This is a genomic window from Nocardia kruczakiae NBRC 101016, from assembly GCF_001612965.1.
GTDB classification, from domain to species: Bacteria; Actinomycetota; Actinomycetes; order Mycobacteriales; family Mycobacteriaceae; genus Nocardia; species Nocardia kruczakiae.
Window position 1 is genome coordinate 98,741 of sequence record NZ_BDBL01000008.1, and the last position, 25,041, is coordinate 123,781.

The 25,041-nt window shown below is 69.6% G+C and carries 30 protein-coding genes; 17 read left to right on the forward strand and 13 right to left on the reverse strand.

Going from position 1 to position 25,041, the window contains the following annotated elements; translation table 11 throughout:
* Positions 1–42: 42 nt before the first annotated feature.
* A complete protein-coding gene (locus NK1_RS34290; RefSeq protein WP_063007998.1) occupies positions 43–720 on the reverse strand; it encodes a hypothetical protein in 678 nt (225 codons plus the stop codon).
* Positions 721–961: 241 nt separating this feature from the next.
* Positions 962–1,498, reverse strand: a complete 537-nt coding sequence (locus tag NK1_RS08540; protein WP_063007999.1) for a hypothetical protein — start codon at positions 1,496–1,498, stop codon at positions 962–964.
* 221 nt (positions 1,499–1,719) lie between these two features.
* Between NK1_RS08540 and NK1_RS08545 the strand changes: the two genes are divergently transcribed.
* From NK1_RS08545 to NK1_RS08580, 8 genes are all read left to right on the forward strand, one after another.
* Complete coding sequence (locus NK1_RS08545; RefSeq protein WP_063008000.1) at positions 1,720–2,256, forward strand: RNA polymerase sigma factor; 537 nt, start codon at positions 1,720–1,722, stop codon at positions 2,254–2,256.
* On the forward strand, positions 2,253–2,945 hold the full coding sequence (locus tag NK1_RS08550) for a Rieske (2Fe-2S) protein (protein WP_063008001.1): 693 nt from the start codon (positions 2,253–2,255) through the stop codon (positions 2,943–2,945). The genes NK1_RS08545 and NK1_RS08550 overlap by 4 nt, the downstream gene beginning before the upstream one ends.
* 88 nt (positions 2,946–3,033) lie before the next feature.
* A complete protein-coding gene (locus tag NK1_RS08555) occupies positions 3,034–3,606 on the forward strand; it encodes an RNA polymerase sigma factor (RefSeq protein ID WP_063008002.1) in 573 nt (190 codons plus the stop codon).
* A gap of 207 nt (positions 3,607–3,813) precedes the next feature.
* Positions 3,814–4,143, forward strand: a complete 330-nt coding sequence (locus NK1_RS08560; protein ID WP_374726666.1) for a cupredoxin domain-containing protein — start codon at positions 3,814–3,816, stop codon at positions 4,141–4,143.
* A 44-nt stretch (positions 4,144–4,187) separates the two neighbouring features.
* Positions 4,188–5,090, forward strand: coding sequence for a metallophosphoesterase family protein (locus tag NK1_RS08565; protein ID WP_063008079.1), 903 nt, complete (start codon positions 4,188–4,190; stop codon positions 5,088–5,090).
* The gene (locus NK1_RS08570) at positions 5,087–5,476 is read left to right on the forward strand and encodes a hypothetical protein (RefSeq protein ID WP_063008004.1); all 390 of its coding nucleotides are present in this window, start codon (positions 5,087–5,089) and stop codon (positions 5,474–5,476) included. The genes NK1_RS08565 and NK1_RS08570 overlap by 4 nt, the downstream gene beginning before the upstream one ends.
* 38 nt (positions 5,477–5,514) lie before the next feature.
* On the forward strand, positions 5,515–6,762 hold the full coding sequence (locus NK1_RS08575; protein ID WP_063008080.1) for an AAA family ATPase: 1,248 nt from the start codon (positions 5,515–5,517) through the stop codon (positions 6,760–6,762).
* Positions 6,763–6,817: 55 nt separating this feature from the next.
* Complete coding sequence (locus NK1_RS08580; protein ID WP_063008005.1) at positions 6,818–7,171, forward strand: hypothetical protein; 354 nt, start codon at positions 6,818–6,820, stop codon at positions 7,169–7,171.
* Positions 7,172–7,192: 21 nt separating this feature from the next.
* Here the strand turns inward: NK1_RS08580 and NK1_RS08585 are convergent, their stop codons facing one another.
* The 3 genes from NK1_RS08585 to NK1_RS08595 all read right to left on the reverse strand — a co-directional run bounded on the left by NK1_RS08585 (position 7,193) and on the right by NK1_RS08595 (position 10,772).
* Positions 7,193–8,242, reverse strand: coding sequence for a methionine synthase (locus NK1_RS08585; RefSeq protein WP_245660399.1), 1,050 nt, complete (start codon positions 8,240–8,242; stop codon positions 7,193–7,195).
* Between the two features lie 182 nt (positions 8,243–8,424).
* Positions 8,425–9,546 (reverse strand): tRNA 2-thiouridine(34) synthase MnmA, encoded by a 1,122-nt coding sequence (gene mnmA / locus NK1_RS08590; protein WP_063008006.1) that lies wholly within the window; start codon positions 9,544–9,546, stop codon positions 8,425–8,427.
* Positions 9,543–10,772, reverse strand: coding sequence for a cysteine desulfurase family protein (locus NK1_RS08595; protein ID WP_063008007.1), 1,230 nt, complete (start codon positions 10,770–10,772; stop codon positions 9,543–9,545). Before NK1_RS08595 ends, mnmA begins: the two co-directional genes overlap by 4 nt.
* A 497-nt stretch (positions 10,773–11,269) precedes the next feature.
* Here NK1_RS08595 and NK1_RS08600 point away from each other — a divergent pair, with 497 nt between their 5' ends.
* On the forward strand, positions 11,270–11,593 hold the full coding sequence (locus NK1_RS08600) for a hypothetical protein (RefSeq protein WP_063008008.1): 324 nt from the start codon (positions 11,270–11,272) through the stop codon (positions 11,591–11,593).
* Positions 11,594–11,599: 6 nt separating this feature from the next.
* On the opposite strand, the gene NK1_RS08605 is transcribed toward NK1_RS08600, so the two are convergent.
* Positions 11,600–12,067 (reverse strand): LLM class flavin-dependent oxidoreductase, encoded by a 468-nt coding sequence (locus tag NK1_RS08605; RefSeq protein ID WP_063008009.1) that lies wholly within the window; start codon positions 12,065–12,067, stop codon positions 11,600–11,602.
* 94 nt (positions 12,068–12,161) lie between these two features.
* Here NK1_RS08605 and NK1_RS08610 point away from each other — a divergent pair, with 94 nt between their 5' ends.
* From NK1_RS08610 to NK1_RS08630, 5 genes are all read left to right on the forward strand, one after another.
* A complete protein-coding gene (locus NK1_RS08610) occupies positions 12,162–12,977 on the forward strand; it encodes an acyl-CoA thioesterase domain-containing protein (protein ID WP_063008010.1) in 816 nt (271 codons plus the stop codon).
* Between the two features lie 174 nt (positions 12,978–13,151).
* Positions 13,152–13,361, forward strand: a complete 210-nt coding sequence (locus tag NK1_RS08615; protein WP_063008011.1) for a TOBE domain-containing protein — start codon at positions 13,152–13,154, stop codon at positions 13,359–13,361.
* A 100-nt stretch (positions 13,362–13,461) separates the two neighbouring features.
* Positions 13,462–14,838, forward strand: coding sequence for a mycofactocin biosynthesis glycosyltransferase MftF (gene mftF / locus NK1_RS08620; RefSeq protein ID WP_063008012.1), 1,377 nt, complete (start codon positions 13,462–13,464; stop codon positions 14,836–14,838).
* On the forward strand, positions 14,825–15,508 hold the full coding sequence (gene mftE / locus NK1_RS08625) for a mycofactocin biosynthesis peptidyl-dipeptidase MftE (RefSeq protein ID WP_063008013.1): 684 nt from the start codon (positions 14,825–14,827) through the stop codon (positions 15,506–15,508). The genes mftF and mftE overlap by 14 nt, the downstream gene beginning before the upstream one ends.
* 74 nt (positions 15,509–15,582) lie before the next feature.
* A complete protein-coding gene (locus tag NK1_RS08630) occupies positions 15,583–15,957 on the forward strand; it encodes a DUF2255 family protein (protein WP_063008014.1) in 375 nt (124 codons plus the stop codon).
* A 102-nt stretch (positions 15,958–16,059) separates the two neighbouring features.
* Here the strand turns inward: NK1_RS08630 and NK1_RS08635 are convergent, their stop codons facing one another.
* The 3 genes from NK1_RS08635 to NK1_RS08645 all read right to left on the reverse strand — a co-directional run bounded on the left by NK1_RS08635 (position 16,060) and on the right by NK1_RS08645 (position 18,168).
* The gene (locus tag NK1_RS08635) at positions 16,060–16,962 is read right to left on the reverse strand and encodes an SDR family oxidoreductase (RefSeq protein ID WP_063008015.1); all 903 of its coding nucleotides are present in this window, start codon (positions 16,960–16,962) and stop codon (positions 16,060–16,062) included.
* A gap of 84 nt (positions 16,963–17,046) precedes the next feature.
* Positions 17,047–17,475 carry a GNAT family N-acetyltransferase gene (locus NK1_RS08640; protein WP_063008016.1) on the reverse strand — a complete coding sequence of 143 codons (429 nt, stop codon included), beginning with the start codon at positions 17,473–17,475 and terminating at the stop codon, positions 17,047–17,049.
* A gap of 57 nt (positions 17,476–17,532) precedes the next feature.
* On the reverse strand, positions 17,533–18,168 hold the full coding sequence (locus tag NK1_RS08645; protein WP_063008017.1) for a TetR/AcrR family transcriptional regulator: 636 nt from the start codon (positions 18,166–18,168) through the stop codon (positions 17,533–17,535).
* A gap of 176 nt (positions 18,169–18,344) precedes the next feature.
* On the opposite strand from NK1_RS08645, the gene NK1_RS08650 reads away from it, so the two are divergent.
* On the forward strand, positions 18,345–18,896 hold the full coding sequence (locus NK1_RS08650; RefSeq protein ID WP_063008018.1) for a nucleotidyltransferase family protein: 552 nt from the start codon (positions 18,345–18,347) through the stop codon (positions 18,894–18,896).
* A 10-nt stretch (positions 18,897–18,906) separates the two neighbouring features.
* Here NK1_RS08650 and NK1_RS08655 read toward each other — a convergent pair whose 3' ends face one another.
* From NK1_RS08655 to NK1_RS08670, 4 genes are read right to left on the reverse strand one after another with little or no spacing between them, the layout of a single operon-like run.
* The gene (locus NK1_RS08655) at positions 18,907–19,578 is read right to left on the reverse strand and encodes an SRPBCC family protein (RefSeq protein ID WP_063008019.1); all 672 of its coding nucleotides are present in this window, start codon (positions 19,576–19,578) and stop codon (positions 18,907–18,909) included.
* A 17-nt stretch (positions 19,579–19,595) separates the two neighbouring features.
* Positions 19,596–20,132 (reverse strand): (2Fe-2S)-binding protein, encoded by a 537-nt coding sequence (locus NK1_RS08660; RefSeq protein WP_063008020.1) that lies wholly within the window; start codon positions 20,130–20,132, stop codon positions 19,596–19,598.
* Positions 20,125–21,000 (reverse strand): FAD binding domain-containing protein, encoded by an 876-nt coding sequence (locus tag NK1_RS08665; protein WP_063008021.1) that lies wholly within the window; start codon positions 20,998–21,000, stop codon positions 20,125–20,127. The genes NK1_RS08660 and NK1_RS08665 overlap by 8 nt, the downstream gene beginning before the upstream one ends.
* The gene (locus tag NK1_RS08670; RefSeq protein WP_063008022.1) at positions 20,997–23,348 is read right to left on the reverse strand and encodes a xanthine dehydrogenase family protein molybdopterin-binding subunit; all 2,352 of its coding nucleotides are present in this window, start codon (positions 23,346–23,348) and stop codon (positions 20,997–20,999) included. The genes NK1_RS08665 and NK1_RS08670 overlap by 4 nt, the downstream gene beginning before the upstream one ends.
* Positions 23,349–23,496: 148 nt before the next feature.
* Here NK1_RS08670 and NK1_RS08675 point away from each other — a divergent pair, with 148 nt between their 5' ends.
* Positions 23,497–24,564 (forward strand): XdhC family protein, encoded by a 1,068-nt coding sequence (locus tag NK1_RS08675; RefSeq protein ID WP_063008082.1) that lies wholly within the window; start codon positions 23,497–23,499, stop codon positions 24,562–24,564.
* Between the two features lie 42 nt (positions 24,565–24,606).
* The gene (locus NK1_RS08680; protein ID WP_063008023.1) at positions 24,607–25,038 is read left to right on the forward strand and encodes a type II toxin-antitoxin system Rv0910 family toxin; all 432 of its coding nucleotides are present in this window, start codon (positions 24,607–24,609) and stop codon (positions 25,036–25,038) included.
* Positions 25,039–25,041: the final 3 nt, after the last annotated feature.

Sequence of the window (25,041 nt, forward strand, 5' to 3'; positions counted from 1 at the left end):
CAGCCCACCGACATGCTCGTGGACCGATCGGGCACGTCGGAATCAGGCGTTCACGGCGGCCCGGACGTCGTCCGGCCAGGACGGGGGCGCCGATTCGAAGGTGCGATCCGCGTTCGCGAGCACCGCCCGGCCCATCGCGTAGTTACCGGTGCCGCCGATGATCGCACCGAGACCGGCGGGCAGCACCCGGCCGAACAGCAACGCTCCGCGCTTGGCGATGAAGCCGACGATGAATTTGCGCGCCATCGGGTTGTCGATCGAGCGAACCACCGGAAGTTTGTCCGCCACCGCCGAGGCCCAATCCTTGGCCGACTGCCCGGCACCCTTCCCGAGTAGTTGCGCCCCGCCCTCACCCAGGACCACCGCCGCCACGAGCGCCCGGCGCTGCTGCTGCGGCATCGCGCGCATCCCGTGCAATTCCCCCACCGAGACCGCGTAGAACGCCGAGGCCTCCATGAAGAAGACCGATTCCACGCCGCTGGCCGCCAGCCCGATGATCGTGCCCACGCCGGGCACCGCGGCCGACAGACCCGCGAGTGTGCCGCTGACGGTCACCGCGCCCAGATAGCGCCACCGCAGACCGGTCTCGATGTCCTCCGGCGTGCGCTCCGGATGCTTGCGTCGTAGCCGGTGGACGTACTTGGCCGCCAGCGGCTCCTGCACCCCCGTCCCCGCCCGCACGAAGGTCTCCACCGACTTCTGCACTACCCGCTCGAACATCCCGGAGGGCCCCTTTCGTCGACACCGGCGACCTTACGGAGATCGCGCCGATTCGCGTCCCACCGACACGAACCGGGCGAACTTCGCCGTCGGCCGCCGCACTTTTCGCACCGAAGCCCTCGCGACCGCCGGGCCCTAGGGGCGCGGCATCGCGACAACTCCGCTCGGCAGAGCGATTACCCGCGCGCCGGTCGTTCACTCGCCGATGTGCCGAGGCCCATGTACCCCGGCGGCCCCGAATTCAGAGGAGTTGACTGTCCCGGCAGAGGCTCGAACCGCGCGCCGACGGCGGCGCCCGGTGGGTGCCGGGGTCGAAGGCCCACGAATCCGCGGCCGTGACCGGCCGCCAGAACAGCAGACCGTCTCCGCTCGCGGCGACCTCGTAGACGTTGTCGCGTCCTTCGATCAGCTGGTCGCCCACGCAGTAGTCGGTGTATTCGGTTCCGGGTTGCCGGGCTCCCGCACTGAAATTCCCGGCGGGCGCAGTCGCCGCACCCGGATTGGGCACCGTACTCGGACCGGGGGCCGCCGCCCCGCGGATCCACCGCGCCGCGCCGGCGGCGTCGGTACCGCAGCGGTAACTCCACCCACCCGCGGTGACGACGTCTCCGCGCGGATGCGCGGTGTCGGCCCAGAGGCATTGCGCGGCAACCGGTTCGACGACCTCGCGGGCGAACGGCCCGGCAGCGTCACCAGGGGCCGCCGCCGCGATCGCACCGGCGAGAGCGACGCCGGCCGCCGCGACTCGTGCGCACTGCACACCGAATGCCACGTTCATGTTCTTCACTCCTCGCAGTCGTGGTACCTGCAGATAGGGGTGGTGGTTACGCGCCGCCGCACTCGATCCGACGCGTGGCGCGTAACCGGTGGTGTGTGTAACCGCCCTGCTATCTAATTGATGGCGGCACAGTTCTCGGCAGGCACGGTCTCCGCAGACCCGATCGGCCCCGGATCGGGCCGCATCGAGCGCGGCGACATCGGAGAGGAGGGCGGCGGCAGATGAGCGGGCAGCCCGAGCCGGCGCCCACACCGGCGCCGCCGTCCCGCGACGACCACGCCGACTGGGAGGAGATCTTCCACGGCAATGTCGACTGGGTGTACGCGCTGATGCTCGCGAAGGTGGGCGCCGCGCCCGACGCCGAGGAGCTGACGACGGAGGTGTTCATGACAGCGCTGGAAGCATCGCCCATCGGGGCCTCCCCCCTCGATGCGGAACCGTCGCGGATTCCCGCGCTGCTGCGCGATACCGCGCGCTCGGTGCTGGCCCGCTACTGGCTCTCACGGGTGGGCCGGGAAATCACCGCGATCGACGCCGAGTCGCCCGCCACCACCTCGGCCACACCGGCCGCGGCGGTCGGTGATCTGCTCGCCGAACTGCCGGAGCCCTATCGGCGCATCCTCGAATTGCGCTTCCTGCAAGGACTTTCGATACAGGACACCGCGGCGCGGCTCGGTGTCAGCGTTCCCGAGGCCGAGGCACGCCAGCGTCTGGCGTTGCGATCGGCCGCCCGTCCCGGATCAGGAGGCTCGCTGTGAGCAGCAAAGACGTGGAGCGCTACGTCGACGACATCCTGGCCGGCCGCAGCCCGCGCGGTTTCCGGCCCGACGATGACGACGCCGCCCAGATCCGCGCCGCGATCGCGCTGCGGTCGGCCCGGACCGGTGCGGGCAGCCCGGACGAGGAGTTCATCGCCCGGCTGCACCATCGCCTGGCCGAGGACCTCGACGAGCCCGCCGCCGATACGGGTGCGCGCACCCGGCGTCCCACCCGGCGCACCGTGCTGATCGGCACCTCGGTGGCCGCCGCGGCCGCGGCGGGCGGGGTGATCGACCACACGCTGCTGAGCGGATCCGGCGAGCCGAAAGTTCCCGCCGCACAGCAGACGCTCGTACCGTCGCACGGCACCTGGCAACCGGTCCTCGCCAGCACCGAACTTCCGGACGGGGCAACCGCGCCGTTCGAGCTCGGCGCGGTCAACGGCTTCCTCCGCCGCCGCGGCGGGGTCGTCTACGCGCTGTCGGGAATCTGCACCCACCAGGGGTGCAAGTTGTGGCTGGACGCCGCCGCGGCGCGCCTGCGCTGCCCGTGCCACTCGACCTCCTTCGGTTTCGAGGGCGAGGTCGTGACCCACGAACTGCCCCGCACGCCGGCTCCCCTGCCGCGGCTGCAGGTTCGTGAATCGAACGGCTCGATCGAGGTGTTCGCACCGGAGAAACCGGCGTGACGGCGTGCGCGCCGAACCGCGTGTAACCACACCCCGTATCTATCCCTGACAGGCGCGTGCGTCACCGGGCTGCAGGAGGGTGGTTGGGATGGCAGGGCGATCCACGGCCGGGTCGCGGTCGCCGGAGGAGCCCGGACGCCGCGAGCTGCGGCTGGTACCGCAGGATCGCTATCCCAGCTGGGAAGAGGTGTACCGGGACAATGTCGGCTGGGTCTACGGGCTGATCTTCTCGAAGGTCGGCAACACACCGGATGCGGAGGATCTCACCGCGGAGGTGTTCGTGGCCGCGTTGAAGCCGCTGCGGATCACCGCGAGCGTCGCCGAGGTGCGCGCCTATCTGCGGAGCACCGCCCGTACCGTGCTCGCCGGGCACTGGCGAGTGCGGATGGGCCGGGAGATCACGATCATCGACGATGATATTCCGGACGAGACCGGTTCGGCGCCAATCGATTCCGCCGAGTCCCGCGCGCCGGAGCACGTGCGCGCGGTATTGAGCGAACTGCCCGAACGCTACCGCCGGATTCTCGAACTTCGTTTCCTGCAGGGGTTGTCGGTGCGCGAATCGGCCGCCGCACTCGCGATCAGCGTGGCCAATGCGAAGGTGCTGCAGCATCGGGCGCTGCGGGCGGCCTCGGAACTGAATATCGACCTCGGTCTGTAACCCGGTCACCTATCTATCGGTGAAGCCCCGCACTCCGCGGGAACCGGATGGAGGCCGGATCCGATGCACCGACACCTCGTTCTGAATCGCACCGCCGCCGCGATGGCCGCCCTGGGCGTCATGACGCTGACGGCCTGCGCGACAACTGCCGACAAGGGCACGAGCCCACCCGCTCCCACCGTCCGCTCCGACGACCCCGGCCTGGGCATGACCCCGGGCGCACCCGCACCGATGCCGGACATGCCGGGAATGTCGAGCACACCCCGGACGCCGGCCGTCGCCGCCGGCCCGAACGCCGTCACCATCGATAATTTCGCCTTCGGCCCGCAGACCGTGAGCGTGAAGGCGGGCACCACCGTGACCTGGACCAATCGCGACGAGGAACCGCATACGGTGGTGGCGCGCGACGGCTCGTTCCACTCCCCCGGAATGGGCACGGGGGCCACGTTCAGCTTCACCTTCGCCCAGCCGGGCACCTTCGCCTACTTCTGCTCGATCCATCCCTTCATGCACGCGACCGTGGTGGTGACCCCGTGACCGAACAACATCCGCAGCACACCGATCCGCGTGACCCGCACACCATGACCCGGCGGCAACTGCTCCGCCACAGCGCCTGGTTCGGCGCGGCGGTCGGACTGACCGTGGTCGGGGGCGAGGTCATCTCCCATGTGGCGGGCGCGGCCCCGGCCACATCCGAACGTCCCACCCTGCGCTTCGCGCAGATCAGCGACAGCCACATCGGATTCCAGGGCACCGCCAACGCGAATGTCACCGACACCTTCACCGAGGCGATCGCTCAGGTCGATGCGCTCGGGTACACACCGGATTTCGTCATCCACACCGGGGACCTGACACATCTGGCCACGCCCGCGCAATTCGATCAGGTCCGCCAGATGATGTCCGGGTTGTCCACGCCGCACATCTTCACCGTGCCCGGTGAACACGATTCGACCGACGACGGCGGACAGCGATACCGCGACGTGTTCGGACAGGGCACCCGCGGTGACGGCTGGTACAGCTTCGATATCGCGGGCGTGCACGTCATCGGCCTGGTCAATACGCTCCACGCGCAGAACCTGGGTCATCTCGGGCAGGACCAGATCGACTTCGTCCGCAACGATGTGGCGGGATTGTCCGCAGACACACCGATCATCGTCTTCAGCCACATTCCGCTGTTCGCCATGTATCCCCAATGGGGTTGGGGCACAGACGATGCCGCGCAGGTCCTGAACCTGCTGCGGCGCTTCTCCTCGGTCACCTGCCTCAACGGCCATGTGCATCAACTCTTCACCAAGACCGAGGGAAACATCACCTTCTTCAGCGGGACGACCACCGCCTATCCCCTGCCACATCCCGGCGACGGGCCCGCGCCCAAACCGGTGACGTTGCCGGCCGGAAAACTGCACGACGCACTGGGAATCCGGGAAGTGAGCTACCAGCAGGGCCGGCAGCTGCTCGCGATCAAGGAGCAGACACTGCGATGACCACGATCTCTCCCGCCCGGTCGCGGTTTCTCTCGCGCGTGGCGATCAGCGCCGGACTCGTCACCACCGGTGTCGTGCACACCCAACTCTATGGACGCGGCTACCGCTACATCGAATACGTGGGCCCGTCGTTCGCCATCCAGGCCGCCGCCGCCTTCGCGCTGGCCGCACTGGTTCTCATCGGCCCCTGGACCCTGCGCGCGGCGGCTGCGGTGCTCAGCGCCGCCGCCCTGGGCGGCTTCGTGCTGTCGCGGACGATCGGGCTGTTCGGATTCACCGAAATCGGCTGGCAGCCGGCACCGCAGGCGATGATCGCCGTCGTCGCCGAGATCTGCACCCTCGCGGTCTGTCTGGCCTCGCTGTACCGGAGGCAACATCGCACCTGATGTCGCGGCGCCGCACGGCGGACGGCAGGATGGCTCGGGTGCTGCGTAGTTTTCAGGTGACCAATCACCGATCCCTGGCCGAACCACAGGAGCTCCGCCTGGTCTCGAGCCGGGCCGGAGCGCTGCCCGCGCCCGTCACCGCCGTGCACGGCGCGGCCGCCAGTGGCAAATCCGGTCTCGTCGACGCACTGGCCCATATGCGCGACGCGGTCCTGCATTCGGTGACCGGCTGGGATCCCTACGCCGGACCGGTGCGCACACCGCATCTCGGATTCGCCGATCGGCCTTCGGAATTCGCCGCCACCTTCGTCGCGGAGGGCACGCCCTACACCTACGGGTTCCGCCTCGACAATGCCGATGTCACCGCCGAATGGCTGCATACGCATCCGCACAACCGCAAACGCATCATCTTCGAGCGCGAGGGCGAACAGATCCGGATCGGGCCGATGTTCGAACCGGTTCGCTTCGGCATCAGCGCTCTCGTGCCGCTGGTGCGGCCGAATGCGCTGCTGCTCAGCCTGACCGGGCAGATGTATGCCGAGGCGCTGGTACCCGCCTATCGCTGGTTCTCCGCCCAGCTCGACGTCCAGCGCGGGCCCGCCGACCCGCACCGCATCGCCGAGCGCCTCGGCGGCCACATCTCCCGCTCCGCGGACAACGCCGCACGGCTGCTGATGCTGCTGCGCTCGGCCGAACTGGGCATCGAAGATCTGCTGCTGGCCGAGAACGATCCGATGTACGCGGACTACCTGCGCGACATCGACGGTGAAATCGCCGGTATGGCAAAGGAATTGGATGCCTGCGCCGCATCGCCGGCACATGCGCTGCAGGTGCGCGAAACCCTCGGTGTGGAACCCGTCGCCCTCGAGCGCGAACTGAGCAATCTACGCGCGGCCCGCGACACCCTCTACGCGCGGATGGTCGCCCGCCGCGGGGTCGGGCTCGGGGTGGTCCACGAGGGCATCGACGCCGCCTTCGACATCGCCGACGAATCCACCGCCACCCTGGCCCTGCTGCGGCTGCTGCCGACCGTCCTCGACGCGCTCGACACCGGCCGGGTCCTGGCGGTCGACGATATCGACAGCCATCTCACCGGCGACACCGCCGACCGTGTGATTCAGCTGTTCCAGAATCCGGAGACCAACTCCCGGGGCGCGCAGTTGATCTTCACCACTCGTAACCGCACCCTGATCGACCGCGGCAACGGGCGATCGCAGTCCCGGCGCACCAAGGTGTGGCAGGTGCGCCGCACCTCGACCGGCACCAGCGAGATCACCTCGAACTGAGCCATGCGACCGGCGGCACTCGAGGCTGTCCCGTTTGTCCGCCTAGCATGGAGGCATGCTGCTGCAGATCGTGTTCATCGTGTTGATCGCCGGCGCGCTGGTCGCGCTGTTGATGAACTTCCGCGGCCGAGGCCGTTTCGGTGGATTCCAGCGCGCCCAGCTGGAGGCCGGGACGCTGCGCATCACCGGCGTGAGCCCGCGTCCGGCCGGCCAGGGCGAGCAGTTCGTGACGATCACCGGCACGCTGTCCGGCCCGAGCGTGCCCGCCGAGACCGTGTACGGGCGCTTCGCGTGGGATGTCAACCAGTGGCCGTTCCCCGGCGAAGATCTGCCGGTCGCCTATCCACCGGGTAAGCCGCAGCACTGGCAGATCGGCCATCCGAACCCGGGGCCATCGGCAGGATTGTGATCGAAGAGGCCCCACCGCGCCCTATTCGAAGGTGAGGGACTCCGGGTCGTCGGCGTAGGCGCGGGCCACCTCGCGGGACAGGTCGAGGGCGCGGCGGGCCCAGGTCAGTGGCGCGGCGCCCAGGCCGCAAGTGGGTGTGACCAGGATGCGGTCGGTGAGCGTGCGGCGCGGGAAGCCGAGGCGGTCGACCAGACGCACGCCGGGCTCGGCGAGCCCTCGCCAGCTCGGCGGGGTCGGCGGAGCACTCGTCGGTACCAGGCCCACGGCGAGGTATTTGCCGGCGTCGAGGAGTTCACCGATGGCGTCGAGATTGCCGGTGGCGACGGTGGTCATATCGAAACCGATTGCGGCAGCGGCACTTCCGCGCAGGAACGGTAGCGGCGGTGGCGCGGCGCAGCAGTGGATCAGCACCGGACCGGTTTGGGCGGTCACGACCGTGTCGAGGATGGACAGCGCCTCCGGTTCGGGAACCGCGCGCACGGTATTCAGGACGCTGGCCCCGCGCAGACTGCCCTCCAAAACGGCACCCAGCGACGGTTCGTCCAGTTGCACGACGATATCCGCGCCGAGCCGCTTGCCGACCTCGGCGCCATGATTGCGCAGTCCCTCGGCCAGGGACTCCGTCAGATCGCGTACCGCACCGGAATCGGTGAGAACGCGATGACCGTTCGCCAGTTCGAGGTGCGCCGCCAGCGTCAGCGGGCCGACCGACTGCACCTTGACGGTACGGCCGGTTCCCGTCAGACCCGCTGTCTCCCAGATCTCTTCGAGAGCGTCCAGATCGGTACGGAGCAGATCGTGTGCGCGGCGCGCGGTCGACCCCGGGCGGGCGGACAGGCGATATCCCCGAGTGGTGGTGTCGAATTGCATGTCGACCAGCAGCGCCGAGGCGCGCCCGACCATATCCGAACCCACACCGCGAGCGGGCAATTCGGGCAGGTGGGCAAGCGCGGGCAACTCACCGACAATGGTGGCGGCGGCTTCGCGCGGATCAGTCCCCGGCCAGGAGCCGACACCGGTAGCCACGCCTGTGGGTATTCCCCGCCGGTCGCCGGATTCGTTGTCACTCACGTGTGTCACCCGTTCTCGATGGTTTGCGCCGGTGACGACGGATCGACCGACCCGGCTGACGCATCTTCCCAAACCGGCTCGACGCCCGTGGTCGCAGGCCGATCGGCGTGCTGCGCGTCCGCGGACCACACCGGCCCGGATCGGTCGACCGTCCGGCTACCGCGATCGGGGCACGACCGGCGTCACAGCACCGAGTCCGCGACCAGCTTCCCGGCTTCGTCGGCGCGCTCACGGCCGGTGCCGCTGATGGTGCCGCTGCCGATCACCCTGTCCCCCAGTGGATCCGGTAGGTACGCCACCACGGCCTGTCCGCGCGCCACACCGGTCAGCGGCCGGCGCAACCGGGCGATCAACCCGCCGTCGACCGCCTCCACGATCGCGGGCGCGATCCCGCCGTGCGCCCGCACCTGCACGATGCAGTCGAACGGTGCGGCCGGTACTTCGCCGGAGGTCCAGACGGCTCGATCCGCATGCACGGTCCACACATTCAGATCCTCGGCGGGTCCCACCTGCACCGTGCCGGAATCGGGATCGATCTCGGTGACGTAGCGGGGCCGGCCGTCCGCGGCGGGGCCGGGCAGCCCGAGCCCCTTGCGCTGGCCGATCGTGAATCCGTGCACGCCTTCGTGATCGGCCAGTTTGCGGCCGTCGCTGTCGACGATGGCGCCGGGGCGCACGCCGATCGAGGCGCCGAGGAATGCGCGGGTGTCGCCGGAGGGGATGAAGCAGATGTCGTGCGAGTCGGGCTTGTTCGCGACAGCGAGACCACGCTCGGCGGCCTCCTCGCGGATACGCGGCTTCGGGGTGTCACCGACCGGGAACATCGCCCGCGACAGCTGGTCGGCGGTGAGCACGGCCAGCACATAGGACTGATCCTTGTCGGCGTCGACGGCGCGGCGCAGCACACCGTCGGACAGCTGCGCGTAGTGGCCGGTCACCACGGCATCGAAACCCAGCGCGGCGGCACGGTCGGCCAGCGCCGAGAACTTGATCTTCTCGTTGCAGCGCAGGCACGGATTCGGCGTCTCACCGGCCGCGTACGCGGCGACGAAGTCGTCGATCACGTCCTCTTTGAAGCGGTCGGCGAAATCCCAGACGTAGAACGGGATTCCGAGTACGTCGGCGGCGCGGCGCGCATCGCCGGCGTCTTCTTTGGAACAGCAGCCGCGCGATCCGGTGCGCAGCGTTCCGGGGGTGGCCGACAGGGCCAGGTGCACCCCGACCACCTCGTGGCCGGCGTCGACCGCACGCGCGGCGGCCACGGCGGAATCGACGCCGCCACTCATCGCTGCCAGCACTCTCATCGCGAACCTCCCTTCGCACCGGCCAGTCCGGCCGCTTCGGCCCGTTCCACCACGGACGGCAGAACTTCCAACACTCTGTCGATCTCGGCCACGGTCGTCGTGTGGCCGAGTGAGAACCGCAGGGAACCGCGCGCCTGCCGCGGCTCCACACCCATCGCGAGCAGTACATGGCTCGGCGCGGCCACCCCGGCGTTGCACGCCGACCCGGTCGAGCACTCGATTCCGGCGGCGTCGAGCAGCATCAGCAGGGAATCGCCCTCGCAGCCGGGGAAGGTGAAGTGGACGTTCCCGGGCAGGCGCCGATCGCCGGTGGCGCCGTTGAGGACGGCACCGGGAATCGCGTCGCGCACACCGGCGATCAGACGGTCGCGCAGGTCGACCAATTCCACTGTGCGCGCGGGCATTTCCCGTACGGTCTCCCGCAGCGCCGCAGCGATTCCGGCCGCGGCCGGCACATCCGAGGTGCCCGATCGCAGATCCCGCTCGTGGCCGCCGCCGTGCAGCAGCGGGACGCAGCCCACCTGCCGGCCCAGCAGCAGGACACCGCATCCGTGCGGACCGCCGACCTTGTGTCCGGCGAAACTGGCCGCGGCCAAGCCGCTCGTCGCGAAATCGATGGGCAGCTGGGCCGCCGCCTGCACCGCGTCGCTGTGCATCGGGATGTCGAATTCCTGTGCGACGGAAGCCAATTCGAGAATCGGCTCGATCGTGCCGACCTCGTTGTTGGCCCACATCACGCTGACCAGGGCGGTGTCGTCGGCGTGCGCGGACAGCGCTGCGCGTAGCGCCCCCGGCGAGACGACGCCCTCCGCGTCGACGTCGAGCAAGGTGACCTGCGCGCCCTCGTGCTGCTGCAACCAGTCCACCGCGTCGAGCACGGCATGGTGTTCGACCGAACTCACCAGGATGCGGGTGCGGCGCGGATCGGCGTCGCGACGGGCCCAGAAGATGCCCTTGACCGCGAGGTTGTCGCTTTCCGTACCGCCGGAGGTGAAGATCACCTCGGAGGGACGCGCCCCGAGATCGGCGGCGACCGACTCACGCGCCTCCTCCAGCAGTCGGCGTGCGGTGCGGCCGGACCCGTGCAGGGACGAGGCGTTACCGACCGTGCCGAGCACAGCCGTCATCGCCTCGACGGCGGCCGGGAACATGGGTGTCGTGGCCGCGTGATCGAGGTAGACCGTCTTGGGCGCCGCTGCGACCGGACCCGGGAAAGCCGACATCATGACCGATCCAGCCTATCCCACCGTTGACCTGCACACCTTGGGGGTATCCTTCCGCTTTCCGCGCACCACCTACGCTTCACCCCCATCGGCAACCCGGCGGCCCTCCCCCGATATTCCCGAGGATCGCCGAAGAATTCCGGCGCCCGATTCCCCGCAGCGACACCCGGGCGGTCGACGACCAAGCATGTGCTCAATATTTGCTGAGGCTTGCTCACGACCCGCCCCCGATGCCCGAACACACCAACACTACCATTCGAAAACGACTGGACTCCAGGTATTTTCGGGCCACCGACCAGCGCGCGGGAAGTTTGCGGATATCGGCGTTTCTGACTAGGCTCCGGTGCGGAACGATCACCACGGTGGGGTCCGGTCAGCTCGAGCGAGAGCGATTCCGATATCCCCGGCTCGCCGTGGATGTGTTGGGGGTTATTCGCAGACATTGACGGTTCGGCCCGGTATGCGGCAGATCGTGTCCGGGCTGTGAGGTGAGGAGAACGGTGAGCGGCAAACTGATCACGGCAACTCCGTCGGCGGCCCTGCTGGTCGAGGAGATCGTCGATCGCTACGGCTCGGTCGAGCAGTTCTGCAATCAACTCCGCCGGGATCTGGACGATCCGACCGTGCAATTGCCGCGCCTCACCCATCTGATGCCACCGGACGGCGGTCATTCCCAAGCCCATCTCGCCTGGTCACGGGTTGCGTGCCCGGAACCCGTGCCGGTGGGCGAACCCGGGCCGATCACACCCTCCCGAGCCCAGCCCCTGCCCGGCGAAGCGCACGTGCGCCGCCGCCTGTGGCACCGCTTGCTGCGCTGGTTGTGATTCACCTCACCGAGCGGTGGGAGCGGCGCGGCGCACGGTCGAAACCAACTCTCGAGTCCGCTGCTGCGCCGCCGCATCCCCGCGCACACTGACGATCAGATCGGTGACACCGGCGCGGACGTATGCGCTGATACCTTCTGCCACAACATCTTCGGACCCCAGCAGTGCGGTCTCGTGCACACCGGTCAGATGCTGGCGATCCAGCAGAGCCCGGTAGCTCGGCAGCCGGGAAGCCGGGGCCAACGTCTGCGCCAACTCCTGCCTGAGGTCGTCCGGATCGTGGGTCACGGCCGCCGACACCACGACGACTGTTCGCGGTGCCGGCCGGCCCGCCGCGGCAGCCGCCGCCCCCAGTCGCGGGCCGATGTGCTCGGCGATGATGTCGGGTGTGGTCCACGTGGTCACCGAACCGTCGGCCAGTTCGATCGCCGCGACGGCGCATCCGGTCGCCCGGATCTCCTCGGTCCCGGTCACGCTTCGCCGACCCCGGACGTGGTCGCCGGCCCCCGGCGGTCGATGATCGTGGTTGCCCGGCCGTGGTCGGCCGGTGAGGAAGGAGTTCGGCCACATGAACAGTGCGTTCTTCCGCGTCAAGCACGAGGACACCGAGGAACTGCATCCCGAACCTCGCGCGGGCAGCGGCTGGGGTGCGGATCAGATGCGCGGGCCGGCCGTCAGCGCCGCGCTGGCGCGCGAGGCCGAGCGGACGGTCGAGACCCTGGGCCGTCCTGATCTGCAGCCGGTCCGGTGGACGCTCGATCTGTTCCGCGCGGTGCGGATGCGCCCCTCGGTGACCTCCGCGACGATCGTCCGCGAAGGCCCCCGTCTCTGCCTGGTCGATGCGGTGCTGACCCAGGACGGCCAACCGGCGGCCCGCGCGAGCGCACTGTTTCTGCGACCGAGCGAGGCCCCGCCCGGGCAGGTCTGGTCCGGCGGCACCATACCCGCCGCCCCCGCCGCGGGCCGGCGGCCCACCCTAGACACGGAACGGCTGTACCACACCGAATCCGAGGGCTGGGGCGAGTGGACCGACGCCTTCCGCGACAGCCCCCGAAAACGTATCTGGCACTTCGCCATTCCGGTGGTCGACGGCGAGGAGCCGACCCCGTTCCAGTTCGCGGCCTCGGTCGCCGACGTCACCAATATGGTGTCCAATCTCGGCAGCGCGGGCCTGGAATACATCAATCCCGATGTGACGATGGCGATTACGCGCCTGCCGGCCGAGAGGGAAGTCGGCCTCGCACTGACCGAACGCGTCGAACACCACGGCCTCGCCGTCGGCACCGCGGTGATGTTCGACCGCGACGGCGTCCTCGGCACCACCACCGTCTCCGCCATCGCCAACGCCCGCCGCGCCGTCCGCATCGACCGCGGACGCGACTGAGGGCGCGGCGAGACGCCGGTGCGGACCAGGTGGCGCTGCCGGCACCGATCGGCACCGAATTCGCCTCCGGCATCGAACAGCTGGTGTCGATCGCGCCCGCGCTGAACGAGATCGGCTGAACGCGCCGCCTCCGCCCTCCCCCGCCGCAGCCGGTCCCGGGCGTATGGTCGCCGCATGCGCCTGAGCACCCGGAATCAGCTCGACGGCACCGTCGTCTCGGTCACTCGCGGTGCGGCCATGGCGGTCGTGCGGGTCCGCCTCACCGGCGGAGACGAGATCACATCCTCCATCACCCGCGATGCCGTGGACGATCTCGGGCTCGCCGAGGGATCGGCGGTCAAGGTGCTGATCAAATCGACCGAGGTCACCCTCGGGATCGAATAGATCCACCGGCGACGCCCTCCGGCCGCACACGTAGCCTGGTCTGGTTCGTTCCGGACGCGGCCGATGCCGGCCGGGTCGTGCCGATGGAGGATGTGCCGTTGTGACCGTCACGCTGCGTCCGGACGCCCGATTGCGGTCCTCGCCCGACGGACGAGTGCTGCTCGGCGGCAGTCCGCTGCGGATGCTGCGCCTCTCCCCCGCCGGTGCCCGCCGGGTGCGGGCGTGGTTCGCGGGCGAACCGGTGGGCAGTGACCCGGGCGCGCAGGCGCTGGCGCAGCGGATGCTGGCGGCGGGCGTCGCGCATCCGACGATCGACCGGGGCGGTCACACCATCGCCGATGTCACTGTCGTCGTCCCGGTCAAGGACAACGTCGCCGGGCTCACCCGGCTGCTCGCCGCGACCTGCGATGTGGGTTCCCGCATCGTGGTCGACGACGGTTCCGCCGAACCGATCACCGGTCATATCGCCGCGGACGGGGAGCTACCGCCGAGCGTGACGATCATCCGGCACGGGTCCGCGCGTGGCCCGGCGGCGGCACGCAACAGCGGATACCGGGCGGTGCGCACCGAGCTGATCGCCTTTCTCGATTCCGATATCGTGCCCGATCCGGGCTGGCTGGAACCGCTCCTGCCGCTGTTCGACGATCCGGCGGTGGCGGCCGTGGCCCCGCGGGTGCGGGCTTTCGAGCACGGCGTGCTCGGCAGATACGAGGCCCACCGGTCGAGCCTGGATATGGGTGGCGAACCGGCGGTGGTGCGGCCGGGCGGGCGCATCTCCTACGTCCCGACCGCGGCGCTGGTCGTGCGCCGCTCGGCCGTGGACCGGGCCGGCGGATTCGACGAAAGCCTGCGCTACGGCGAGGACGTCGATCTGATCTGGCGGCTCGTGGGCGACGGGAAACTTGTTCGCTACCAACCCGATTCGGTGGTCCGGCACGAGCCGCGCACCACGCTGCGGGCGTGGTTGCGGCAGCGCTACGACTACGGCACCTCCGCTGCCGTGCTGGCGCGGCGGCATCCGGGGCATCTGCACTGCGCGCGCCTGCCCCGCAGCACCGCCTTCCGCTGGGCCACGGTCGCGCTGGGCCGCCCGTGGCTCGGCATCGCGACGGCCGTCGGACCGGTGCGGCAACTGCGGCGGCTGCGCGCCGCCGGGCTACCGGCGTCGCTGGCCGCGACGGTGGTCGGCGAGGCCGAACTGGCCGCCGGACGTCAGCTCGCCGATGCGCTGCGCCGAATCTGGTGGCCCGCAGCGTTGTTCGGTCGCCGGGGACGCCGGTTGCTGCTCGCGGCCTACCTACCGGTGGTGGTCCGCGCGGTGACGGCCGGGCGGGATCCGCGGGCCGGACTGCTGCGCATCGCCGACGATCTCGCCTACGGGCTGGGAGTGTGGGCGGGATGTCTGCGCATACGAACCGCGGAGCCGGTGGTGCCGCTGCTGTATCGCACCGACGGAGACGGCGATGCGCCTCGCTGATCTGACCTCGGCCGACCTCGCCGCGGCCGATCGGGCACCGCTGCTGGCGATTCCGCTCGGCGCGACCGAACAGCACGGACCGCATCTACCGCTGGGCACCGACACCGCCGTGGCCGTGGAACTGTGCCGCCGTTTGGTCGCCACACGTCCGGATGTCGTTGCGGCGCCGGCGATCCCGTACGGGTCCAGTGGTGAACACGCCGGATTCCCGGGAACACTGTCGATCGGGCACCGCGCCCTCGAACTGCTGATCGTCGAATTGGTGCGCTCGGCAGACGAATTCGCGGGCGTGATCCTGGTGAACGGACACGGCGGGAATCTCGAACCGCTGCGGGCCGCCCAACGCCTCCTCACCACGGAAGCCCGACCGACCCTGGTGTGGTCGCCTACCGGCCCCGCCGACGACACCCACGCCGGACACGCGGAAACCTCGGTCATGCTCCGTCTGGCCCCGGAGCTGGTCGCGATGCACCGCGCCGAACCCGGCACGACCCGGCCGCTGCGCGAGCTGATGCCGCGCCTGCGCTCGGGCGGTGTGAAAGCGGTGAGCGCCAACGGAATACTCGGCGATCCGACCACCGCCGACGCCGCCGAGGGCGCGCGGATACTCGAACGCTGGACAAGCGCCTTGATCGCCGCGGTCGCCGAAAAGTTCCCCGAACCGCGCTGAGGCGGCCGCATCACGGCGGAAAATCGGCCTAGCCTTGGCGAACCCACTGCATCGCGATCGATGGAGGTAACGACATGGCCTGGACCACCGCTCAGCTCGATCGGATCGGATCGTCCGAGGAACTGGAGATCACCAGCTACTACGAGAACGGCGCACTGCGGGACTGGACCACCATCTGGGTCGTGCGCGTCGACAACGATCTCTACATCCGCTCCGCGTACGGACAATCCGGCGGGTGGTACCGCCACGCCATGCACACCCGCGGCGCGCGCGTGCGCGCTCACGCCGTGGAAACCGACGTGACCCTGCACCCGGTGACGGAGTCCTACATCAACGACCGCGTCCGCAAGGCCTACGAGTCGAAGTACCGCGACCAGCCCAGCGCCCTCGAACCGATGCTGGCCCCCGCCGCCGAGAACACCACCCTGCGCGTGGACCCGGTTGGGTAGTCCGGGGATCGGCTGTGTTCGCAGGGCAACCCCGAGGAGTACGAGCGGCGGATCCGGTGCACGCCGACGCCACGTGAGCCGCCGGTCCGCCGCTGTTCCGGGTCACCGCCCGGTGAAGTAGTGGCCCTCCTCCAAATCCTCGATGAGGTTGGGGTGCAAGGGTTTCCATCCGAGCAGAGCGGTTGTCGCCTCGGCCGTGGTGGGGTTGTCGAGCTGGACCATCGGGGCGAGGAAGCCGAAGTGGCCGGGGGCGTCCTCGGCGGCGATGCTCACGACCGGCACGTCCAGGTGACGGCCGATCACCTCGGCGATGCGGCGCAGCGGTATGCCTTCGTCGCCGACGGCGTGCAGGCGGGTGCCGGCGGGGGCGGATTCCAGAGCCAACCGGTACAGAGTCGCCGCGTCGAGGGTGTGGCCCGCCGGCCAGCGGTTGCCGCCCTCGCCGACGTAGGCGGAGACGCCCTTCTCACGCGCGATGGCGATCAGGGTGGGCACGAAACCGTGGCGGTCGAGGGTGCTGTGCACGGTCGGTGGCAGCCGGACCACACTGGATCGGATTCCACGCTCGGCGAAGCCGATCACCTCGTTCTCGGAGTCGATGCGCGGACCGCCCGGTAGCGAGTCGGCTTCCGTGCCGGTTCGCCCCAGGGCCGCGAGCAGACCCGTTCCGGATGTGCTGACCAGCGGCTTACCCGATCCGGCCAGGGCATCGCCGAACGCCAGGACCACCCGCAGATCGGTATCGGCCGCACCGAGGAAGTCTCCGGCGATCATGTTCTCGTGTTTGAACGCCAGATGGATGACGCCGTCGGCCGCGGCCGCCGCCTCAGCCAGCGCCTCCGGATCGTCGAGATTTCCGCGACGCACCTGCGCTCCCGCGGCCTCCAACGCCGCGGCCGAGGCATCCGATCGGGCCAGTCCGACCACCTCGTGCCCCGCCGACAGCAGTTCCGGAACGACCGCGGACCCCACATGTCCCGACGCCCCGGTGATGAATACGCGCATGGAAAGACCTTCCCGCGAGGAATACGCCGCGTTGTGCGCGGCGGCCGCCGATGTCAGCGACTGCCATCACGCTACACCTGTACGTCAGTCGCTGTCATCACCTGAATTCAGGCGTACCCGAAATCGTTCGACGTCCGGGTACTTCTCACCCAGCGACGTCACGCCGAATCCCAGCGCCACATAGAAGCCGAGCGCCGAGCGGTCCGTTTCGGCGACGATCGGCACGGTGGGATCGTCGGCGCGGATTCGCGCCACCAACCGGCGCCCGACCCCTCGCCCGCGAGACGATGTCGCGATGTGCAGCAGCACGATCCGATCCGCACATCGTTCGTACCCGGCCACGCCGATGGGTTCGGACTCGCGAAATGCCACCAGCAGAGCTGTCGCCGGATCATCGCGGTAGCGGCGCATCACCGCGTCGAGGCGGGCCTCACCGCCACCGACGGCCGCCGACAACAGCGAACGCACCCGGATGTCCGCCGCGAGATCGCGGCCGGTTCGAAGCGTCGTCATCCGGGCACCGTATCCCTGCGCAACATTGCGCGAGCGGCCCCTGCCGCGCGGTAGCTCTCAGGCCGAATTCGCTTCGCGGCGTTCGATTTCCGCGGTGCTCCAGGCGCCGATCATACGGGCGGTCATGACGATGGCTTCGCGGCGTTCCTCGGGGTCGACCTCGAGCGCGGAGGCCCGCAGGACCGCGGAGAATCCGGTGTTCACCAGAACGAAGGCCATGACGTCGAGTTCGTGGTCGTCGCTGGGGCCGAGGATCTGGATCAGCAGCACCTTCACCAGCAGCCGCAGGCGCGGTTCGAATTCGGGGATGCCGCTGTTGTAGAACTGCACCCCGGCGGCCAGGGCGCGGACGAGTTTCGCGTTGTCGACCAGTTCTTCGCAGATGGCGGCGAGGATGTCGGCGGTCATCTCCTCCACCGATCGGTCGGCGCGATCGAGGCGTTCGGTGAAGCGGCGTTCGATGCTCTCCAGCAGTCGTTCCAGCAATTCCTCGACGATGACCGTGCGATCGGCGAAGTAGCGGTAGACGGTGCCGATGCTGAGGCCGGCCTCGGCGGCGATCCGGTTGGTCGAGGTGTTCTCGATCCCGCGCTCACCGAACAACCGCGCCGCGGTGTCCAGGATGTGCTGGCGGGTTTCCTTCGCACGCTCCTGCGTCGGGCGTCGACGCTGACCGACCGCCTTGGACGGCATCACGCACTCCTACCTGATCTCGCGCCTGTTGGTCGGTTGCTCATCCTAGGATGGCCGCGAACGATATCCACCCTGTTCGGCGGCTCGCCACGACGAATTGGCCGAGTCCACAAAGGACCGGCATTTCCGCTATTACATTGGCGCGACAGCGCATTTCCCGATTCGAGAGGCCGACCATGCCGGACCGAGTAGTCGGAGTCGTACTCGCCGCCGGGGCGGGACGGCGATTCGGCCGCCCCAAGGCCACGGTCGGAAACTGGCTGACCATCGCGGTGGACGCCCTGCGCGACGGCGGATGCGCGGAGGTCGTGGTCGTGCTCGGCGCCGCCCGGGTTCCGCCGATTCCCGCGACCACCACCGTGGTGGCACAGGACTGGGCCCAGGGAATGAGTGCGTCGGTGCGCACGGGCGTCGGTGCGGCGCAGCGGCTCGACGCCGCGTACGTCGCGTTGCACGTGGTGGATACGCCCGATGTCGGCGCCGATGTGGTCGCCCGCGTGATCGAGGGCGCGATGTCCGACCCGTCCGGTATCGCGCGGGCGAGTTTCGCCGGACGTCCCGGCCATCCCGTGGTGATCGCACGCCGGCACTGGGCCGATCTGCTGCCGACCCTGTCCGGTGATCGTGGCGCCGCCGCTTATCTGCGTCGTGTTTCCGCGTCCACCGTGGAATGCGGTGACTTGGCCACCGGCCGCGATATCGACGATCCCGGCGACCTCGAACGCTGACGCGGCCCGCTCAGCCTCGCCGCGCTCGCCGCCGGACGACGGCCACCAGCACCACGAGCATCAGTGCCGCCGCGAACCCGCCGTAGCGCATCACCCGGGCGGATCCGGCTGCGGCGAGCAGATCCAGTGGCTCGGCCGGGGGGCGCGAGGCGGTCGTGCGCTGCCGTTGGGCGGTGACGGTGGTCGCGCCCGTGTCGGGCATTTCCGTCACGGCGCGCAGCGGTTCGGCCGGCTGCGCGGAGGCGGTGATCTCGTCGGCGAGGTTGGTGGCGAACTGCCCGATGAGGGTTCCCGCGACATCGGCCAGCGCGCCCCGGCCGAACTGTGCGGGCTTGCCGGTGATCGCCAGATCGGTGTCGACGAAAACTTCTGTGCTGCCGTTGTTCTCGACCAACCGGCAGGTGATGGTCGCGGTCGCGGTGCCGTTGCCGCGCGCCTCCCGGCCACGTCCCTCGAGCACCGCGACCCCGGCCTGTTCGTCCTGCGAGACGACCTTGATGATCCCGTTGTAGCTCAACCCCACCGGACCGAGTTTGACCTTGATCTTGCCGTGGAAATCGTCGCCCTCGCGCGAGGTGATGGTCGCGCCGGGCACACACGGCGCGATGCGCTCGAGGTCGAGCAGCACCGGCCAGGCCTGCGCCGCCGGAACGGGAATGGTGAACGTGTTGTCGAGTTTCATGACGGTCCTCGGTCGGATCAGGCCCGCCGCGCGGCGGGTGCGGCGATATCGGCCTCGTCGCCGGTGGACGATTCGGCACCGGACTCGCGCGCCTCGGCGGCGGCACGGACCGCGCGCACGATGCCCTGATATCCGGTGCAGCGGCACAGATTTCCCGAGATCGCCTCGCGGATCTCGGTATCGGTGGGATCGGGATTCTCACGCAGGAACGCCGTCGCGGAGACGATGAAGCCGGGCGTGCAGAAGCCGCACTGCAATCCGTGTTCGGCGCGGAAGGCCTCCTGCACCGCCGACAGTGTCCCGTCGGATTCCGCGATGCCCTCGACGGTCGTGATCTCGGCGCCGTCGGCCTGGACCGCGAAGATCAGGCAGGAGCGGACCGCGGCACCGTCGAGCAGAACCGTGCAGGCGCCGCACACGCCGTGTTCACATCCGAGGTGGGTGCCGGTGAGCCCGCAGCGGTCGCGCAGATAATCGGCCAGCGTCAGCCGGGCCGGGATGGTGTCGCGACGGCGAAAGCCGTTGACCCGCACCGTGATATCGACCTCAGTCATTGCTCGCCTCCTCTATCGCGCGGCGCCACGCCCGCGCCACCATCGCCGCACCGAGCCGGCGGCGGTATTCGGCCGAACCGTGCACATCCGACGAGATCGCCGTCAGCTTCGCGGTCGCCGCGGCGCCGACCTCCTCGGCCGCCACCGCATCGGCGGACCGGCCCAGCAACTCGGCCTCGGCCTCGCGTGCCCGCACCGGGGTCGGCGCGAGCCCGAACAGTCCGATCGCGCAGCGGTCGATACGGGAGTCCCCGTCCAGCCGGACCGCGATCGCCGCCCCGGCCATCGCGAAATCGCCGCTGCGCCTGGTGAATTCCTCGATCGCGAAGCCGCTGCGCCCGGACCGGACCGGGACGGTGATCGCGGTGACCAGTTCGTCGGGCTCCAGCGCGGTCGTCCACATACCGGTGAAGAAGTCCGCGGCCGCGACGGTGCGCCGCCCACGCGGCGACAACGCCTCGATCTCGGCGTCCAGAGTCAACGCCACCACCGGATATTCGGCCGCGGCGTCGGCATGGGCGATCGAACCGCCGATGGTGCCGCGGTTGCGGATCTGGAAATGCCCGATCAGCGGTGTCGCCCGGTGCAGCAGCGGAACCGCCCGGCGGATCTTTTCGGAGGCGCCGACCGCCGCGTGGGTGGTCCCCGCGCCGATCCGCACACTCGACGCACCGGCCTCGATTCCGCGCAGGTCGTCGACTCGCCGCAGATCGACGAGGTGGTCGAAGACCGCCAGCCGCAAGGCCAGCATCGGCACCAGGCTCTGGCCGCCGGCGATGATCTTGGCCTCGTCGCCGAGTTCGGCGAGCAGCGTCACCGCCTCCTCGGCCGAGGCGGGGGCGTGATAGTCGAAGGCGGCCGGTTTCACACCGACTCCTTCCCGGCGGCGCGTGCCCGCTCCACCATGTCCACGATCCGTGCGGGTGAGAGCGGCAACTCCCGGAGCTCGATCCCGAACGGCGACAACGCATCCGCGACGGCGTTGAGCACCGCCGGCGCCGCGCCGATCGCCCCGCCCTCGCCGACGCCCTTGAAACCGCCCGGCCCCGGACTGGGCGTCTCGACGTGACCGACCTCGATGACCGGCACCTCCATGGCGGTCGGCAGCAGATAGTCCAGGAAGGTCGTCGCGACCGGATTGCCGCTGTCGTCGTAGGCGAGATGTTCGTAGAGCGCGCCGCCGATGCCCTGCACGGTGCCGCCGTAGATCTGGCCCTCCACCACATCGGGGTTGATCATCGGGCCGACGTCCTCGCTGACGATATAGCGCAGCAGCGTCACCGCCCCGGTCTCGATGTCGACCTCACAGGTGCAGACGTGGGTGGCGTTGGCCCAGATCGCCATCTGCGAGGTCTTGTGCCGGCCGCTGGCTTCGAGTCCGGGTGGGACTCCGGGCGGCAGACTGTCGGCCTGGAAGTAGGCGATATCGGCGATCTCGGCCAGCGTGAGCCCCTTGTCGGGAGCGCTGCGCACGCTCGCGCGGCTGTCGGCGATATCGATCTCCTCCGGCGCGACGCCCAATCGGTGGGCCGCGATCGCGGCGATCCGCTCGCGCAGGACGGCCGCGGTCTGCCCGATCGCCCCCGCGGTCATCGATCCGGAACGGCTGCCTCCGGTGCCGCCGCCGAACGGCGTCACCGCGGTATCGCCCTGAATGGTCGCCACATCCGGCAGCGTGACCCCCAGCGCGTCGGCCGCGAGCTGAACGACCGTGGTCTCCAAGCTGTTTCCGGCCGAACCGCCCGCCACGTAGACGTTGACCTTGCCGCTGGGTTCGATGCGGATGGTGGCGCCCTCGGTGCTGAGGAACGGGCTCGCGCCGGTGGTCGGTTCCACATAGGTGCAGGTGCCGACGCCGAGGTAGCGGCCCTGCGCGCGGGCGGCGCGCTGTTCGGCGCGGAAGGCGTCGTAGTCCAGTGTCGCGACCGCCTGCTCGAGCGTCTCCAGCGGCGAGATGTTGTCGTAGGACATGCCGTTGGGATTGGCCCACGGCAATTCGTCGCGGCGCAACATGTTCCGGCGGCGCAGCTCGATCGGGTCGATACCGATCCGCCGGGCCGCGTGGTCGAGCAGCACCTCGCGTGCCACCGATTCGAACTGCCACGGCCCCCGATAGGCGACGCGCCCGACGGTGTTGGAGTAGAGGAACTTCGCACTGAACGAGGCGTCGGTGATGCGGTAGGGGCCGGGGAACAGGATGCCGACGACCACACCACCGGTGATCGGCGAGGGCGTGGGATAGGCGCCGACGTTCTGCACGTGATCGATGGAGGCCGCGACGATCCTGCCTTCGGCATCGAATGCCATTGCCACATCGGCGTTCTCGTGCCGGGCCAGGCCCGAGGCCATCAGATTCTCCTGGCGGTCCTCGATCCATTTCACCGGGGTGCCGAGCGCGCGGGAGGCGAGCATGACACAGGTCTCCTCGCGCAGTGGCAGCTGTTTGAGCCCGAAACCGCCGCCGGTGTCGCGCGCGATCACCCGGACCTGGTGTTCGTCGATGCCGAGCAGGCGGGCGCAGAAGGCCCGGACCTCGTGCGGCGACTGGGTGGCGATCCAGATCGTCATCTCCGCCGTCGCGGCCGTCCATTCGGCGAGGATGCCGCGGGTTTCCATCGGCACCGGCAGATAGGCCTGCTGAAAGATCTGCTGCCGCACCACATGGGCGGCCGAGTCGAACAGCGGTGCCAGGTCGGACGCCGGGCGCCCGCCCATCGCCCCGGCCGAATTGCCGGCGAATCCGGCGTGCACCAGATTCGGCGACTGTTCGGCGGTGGTGTAGTCGACCACCGGATCCAGCGGTTCGTAGTCGATGACGACCAGTTCGGCGGCGTCTTCGGCGATATAGCGGTCCGCGGCGATCACCAGCGCGACCGGATCGCCGACGAATCGGACCTCCTCCTCGGCCAGCGGCGGACGCGGCACCGGCGGCATGCCGACCATGTCCAGGTCGTAGGAGATCTCGTGCGCACCGGGATTGAGGTCCGCGGCGGTGTAGACGGCGAGCACCCCGTCGAGTTCCAGTGCCGCCGAGACGTCGATCGTGCCGATGGTCGCGCGGGGCAGTGGGCTGCGCACGAAGCAGGCGTGCACCGCGCCCGGGCGGGTCACGTCGTCGACGAAGGTTCCGGCGCCGGTGACCAGGCGCGCGTCCTCGATGCGCGGGACGCGAGCGCCGACGACGGAGGCGCTCGCGGTGGTTGTCGTCGAGGTCATCGGGCGGCTCGCATCGCGGTCATCGGACTGATCCCCTCTTGTTCGCCGTCGGACAAGGACCGGCACCTCGCGGTCGGTTAACAATATATGCCCAAAGTGAGTACGTCGCTACAGTATATGGAGAATGCAATTCTCATCGGAGGTCAGCGTGCGCGAACTCGGCGAGCACCTGCGGCGCTGGCATGCCGCCGCCACGACCTACGCCCTGGCCACCGTGATCGGCGTGCGCGGCAGTGCGCCACGGGCAGTGGGCACCACCATGGCCGTCTCGGCGGCGGGGCAGGTGCGAGGCAGCCTCTCCGGCGGCTGTGTGGAGGGCACGGTCTACGAGGAATGCCTGCGAGTCCTCGAATCCGGGGAGCCGGTCCGCCACACCTTCGGCTACAGCGCCGACAACGCCTTCGCCGTCGGGCTCACCTGCGGTGGTGAACTCGACGTGTTCATCCACCGGGTCACCGCGGCCGAGTACGACACGATCGATGCGGCGCTGGATCCGGATCGGCCGGTCGCGCTGGTGCGGGATCTGGAATCCGGTGCGATGGTCGCGGTGCGAGCGGATCGCACGGTCGGCGGGCCCGCGGATCCGGCGGTGATCGCGCATGCTCGTGCCATGCTCGAGACCGCTACCAGCGCGGTCCGCACCCTCGGTTGCGCGGATCGGGAACGCACGGTGTTCGTGGCGTCCTTCGCGCCACCGCCGCGCATGATCGTCTTCGGCGCCACCGATTTCACCACCGCGCTGTGCCGGGTCGGGCGGCTGCTCGGCTATCGGGTCACCGTCTGCGAACCACGTCCGGTCTTCGCCGACCGGGCGCGGCTGCCCGAGGCCGACGAGGTGGTGCGCGATCGGCCCGACCGCTATCTGGCGGGGACGCAGGTGGATTCGCGCACGGTCATCTGCGTGCTGACCCACGATCCGAAATTCGATGTGCCGGTACTCGCGGCGGCGTTGCGGCTACCGGTGGCGTATGTGGGGGCGATGGGTTCGCGGCGCTCGGATCGAGAGCGCCGCGAACACCTGCGCGACAACGGAATCACCGATCGACAGCTGCGTCGGCTGCATTCACCGATCGGCCTGGAACTCGGCGGCCGCACGCCGGAGGAGACCGCGGTGTCGATCGGCGCCGAGATCGTGGCGGTGCGCCGCGGCGGTTCCGCACAACCGCTCTCGGCGACCGACCGGCCGATCCACGCCGATCCCGGAGTCGCCTCGTAGTCGGCGGCCGGTGTGCGAATCATCGGCGGTTAACATCCACGCGTGGCGAAACTGACAGTATCGGTGGATGTTCCGATCACTCCCGATCGGGCCTGGTCGCATGCGGCGAATCTGAGCGAACTCGATCAGTGGCTGATCATGCACGAGGCGTGGCGCGGCCGGGTGCCCGATGAGCTCACCCCCGGTACCGAACTGGTGGGGATCGCCTCGGTGAAGGGGCTGCGCAATCGCGTGCGCTGGACCGTGCGCGCCGCGGAACCGCCGCGCCGGCTCGTGTTGAGCGGCGCCGGCAAAGGCGGTACCAAATTGGGATTGGAACTGCTGGTCGCGCCGAACGCCTCGGGTTCGGCGGTCACGGTCGACATCGATCTGGGCGGGCGGCCGCTGTTCGGCCCGATCGGGGCGACGGTGGCACGAGCGCTGCGGGGCGATATCGAACGCTCACTCGACCGGTTCGTCGACCTGTACTGCTGAGCA

Coding starts and splice junctions, on each gene's coding strand:
- NK1_RS34290 (WP_063007998.1), bottom strand. CDS start 720: ATGTTCGAGCGGGTAGTGCAGAAGTCGGTGGAGACCTTCGTGCGGGCG.
- NK1_RS08540 (WP_063007999.1), bottom strand. CDS start 1,498: ATGAACGTGGCATTCGGTGTGCAGTGCGCACGAGTCGCGGCGGCCGGC.
- NK1_RS08545 (WP_063008000.1), top strand. CDS start 1,720: ATGAGCGGGCAGCCCGAGCCGGCGCCCACACCGGCGCCGCCGTCCCGC.
- NK1_RS08555 (WP_063008002.1), top strand. CDS start 3,034: ATGGCAGGGCGATCCACGGCCGGGTCGCGGTCGCCGGAGGAGCCCGGA.
- NK1_RS08560 (WP_374726666.1), top strand. CDS start 3,814: ATGACCCCGGGCGCACCCGCACCGATGCCGGACATGCCGGGAATGTCG.
- NK1_RS08565 (WP_063008079.1), top strand. CDS start 4,188: ATGACCCGGCGGCAACTGCTCCGCCACAGCGCCTGGTTCGGCGCGGCG.
- NK1_RS08570 (WP_063008004.1), top strand. CDS start 5,087: ATGACCACGATCTCTCCCGCCCGGTCGCGGTTTCTCTCGCGCGTGGCG.
- NK1_RS08580 (WP_063008005.1), top strand. CDS start 6,818: ATGCTGCTGCAGATCGTGTTCATCGTGTTGATCGCCGGCGCGCTGGTC.
- mnmA (WP_063008006.1), bottom strand. CDS start 9,546: ATGAGAGTGCTGGCAGCGATGAGTGGCGGCGTCGATTCCGCCGTGGCC.
- NK1_RS08595 (WP_063008007.1), bottom strand. CDS start 10,772: ATGATGTCGGCTTTCCCGGGTCCGGTCGCAGCGGCGCCCAAGACGGTC.
- NK1_RS08610 (WP_063008010.1), top strand. CDS start 12,162: ATGAACAGTGCGTTCTTCCGCGTCAAGCACGAGGACACCGAGGAACTG.
- NK1_RS08615 (WP_063008011.1), top strand. CDS start 13,152: ATGCGCCTGAGCACCCGGAATCAGCTCGACGGCACCGTCGTCTCGGTC.
- mftE (WP_063008013.1), top strand. CDS start 14,825: ATGCGCCTCGCTGATCTGACCTCGGCCGACCTCGCCGCGGCCGATCGG.
- NK1_RS08630 (WP_063008014.1), top strand. CDS start 15,583: ATGGCCTGGACCACCGCTCAGCTCGATCGGATCGGATCGTCCGAGGAA.
- NK1_RS08635 (WP_063008015.1), bottom strand. CDS start 16,962: ATGCGCGTATTCATCACCGGGGCGTCGGGACATGTGGGGTCCGCGGTC.
- NK1_RS08640 (WP_063008016.1), bottom strand. CDS start 17,475: ATGACGACGCTTCGAACCGGCCGCGATCTCGCGGCGGACATCCGGGTG.
- NK1_RS08645 (WP_063008017.1), bottom strand. CDS start 18,168: ATGCCGTCCAAGGCGGTCGGTCAGCGTCGACGCCCGACGCAGGAGCGT.
- NK1_RS08650 (WP_063008018.1), top strand. CDS start 18,345: ATGCCGGACCGAGTAGTCGGAGTCGTACTCGCCGCCGGGGCGGGACGG.
- NK1_RS08655 (WP_063008019.1), bottom strand. CDS start 19,578: ATGAAACTCGACAACACGTTCACCATTCCCGTTCCGGCGGCGCAGGCC.
- NK1_RS08660 (WP_063008020.1), bottom strand. CDS start 20,132: ATGACTGAGGTCGATATCACGGTGCGGGTCAACGGCTTTCGCCGTCGC.
- NK1_RS08670 (WP_063008022.1), bottom strand. CDS start 23,348: ATGACCTCGACGACAACCACCGCGAGCGCCTCCGTCGTCGGCGCTCGC.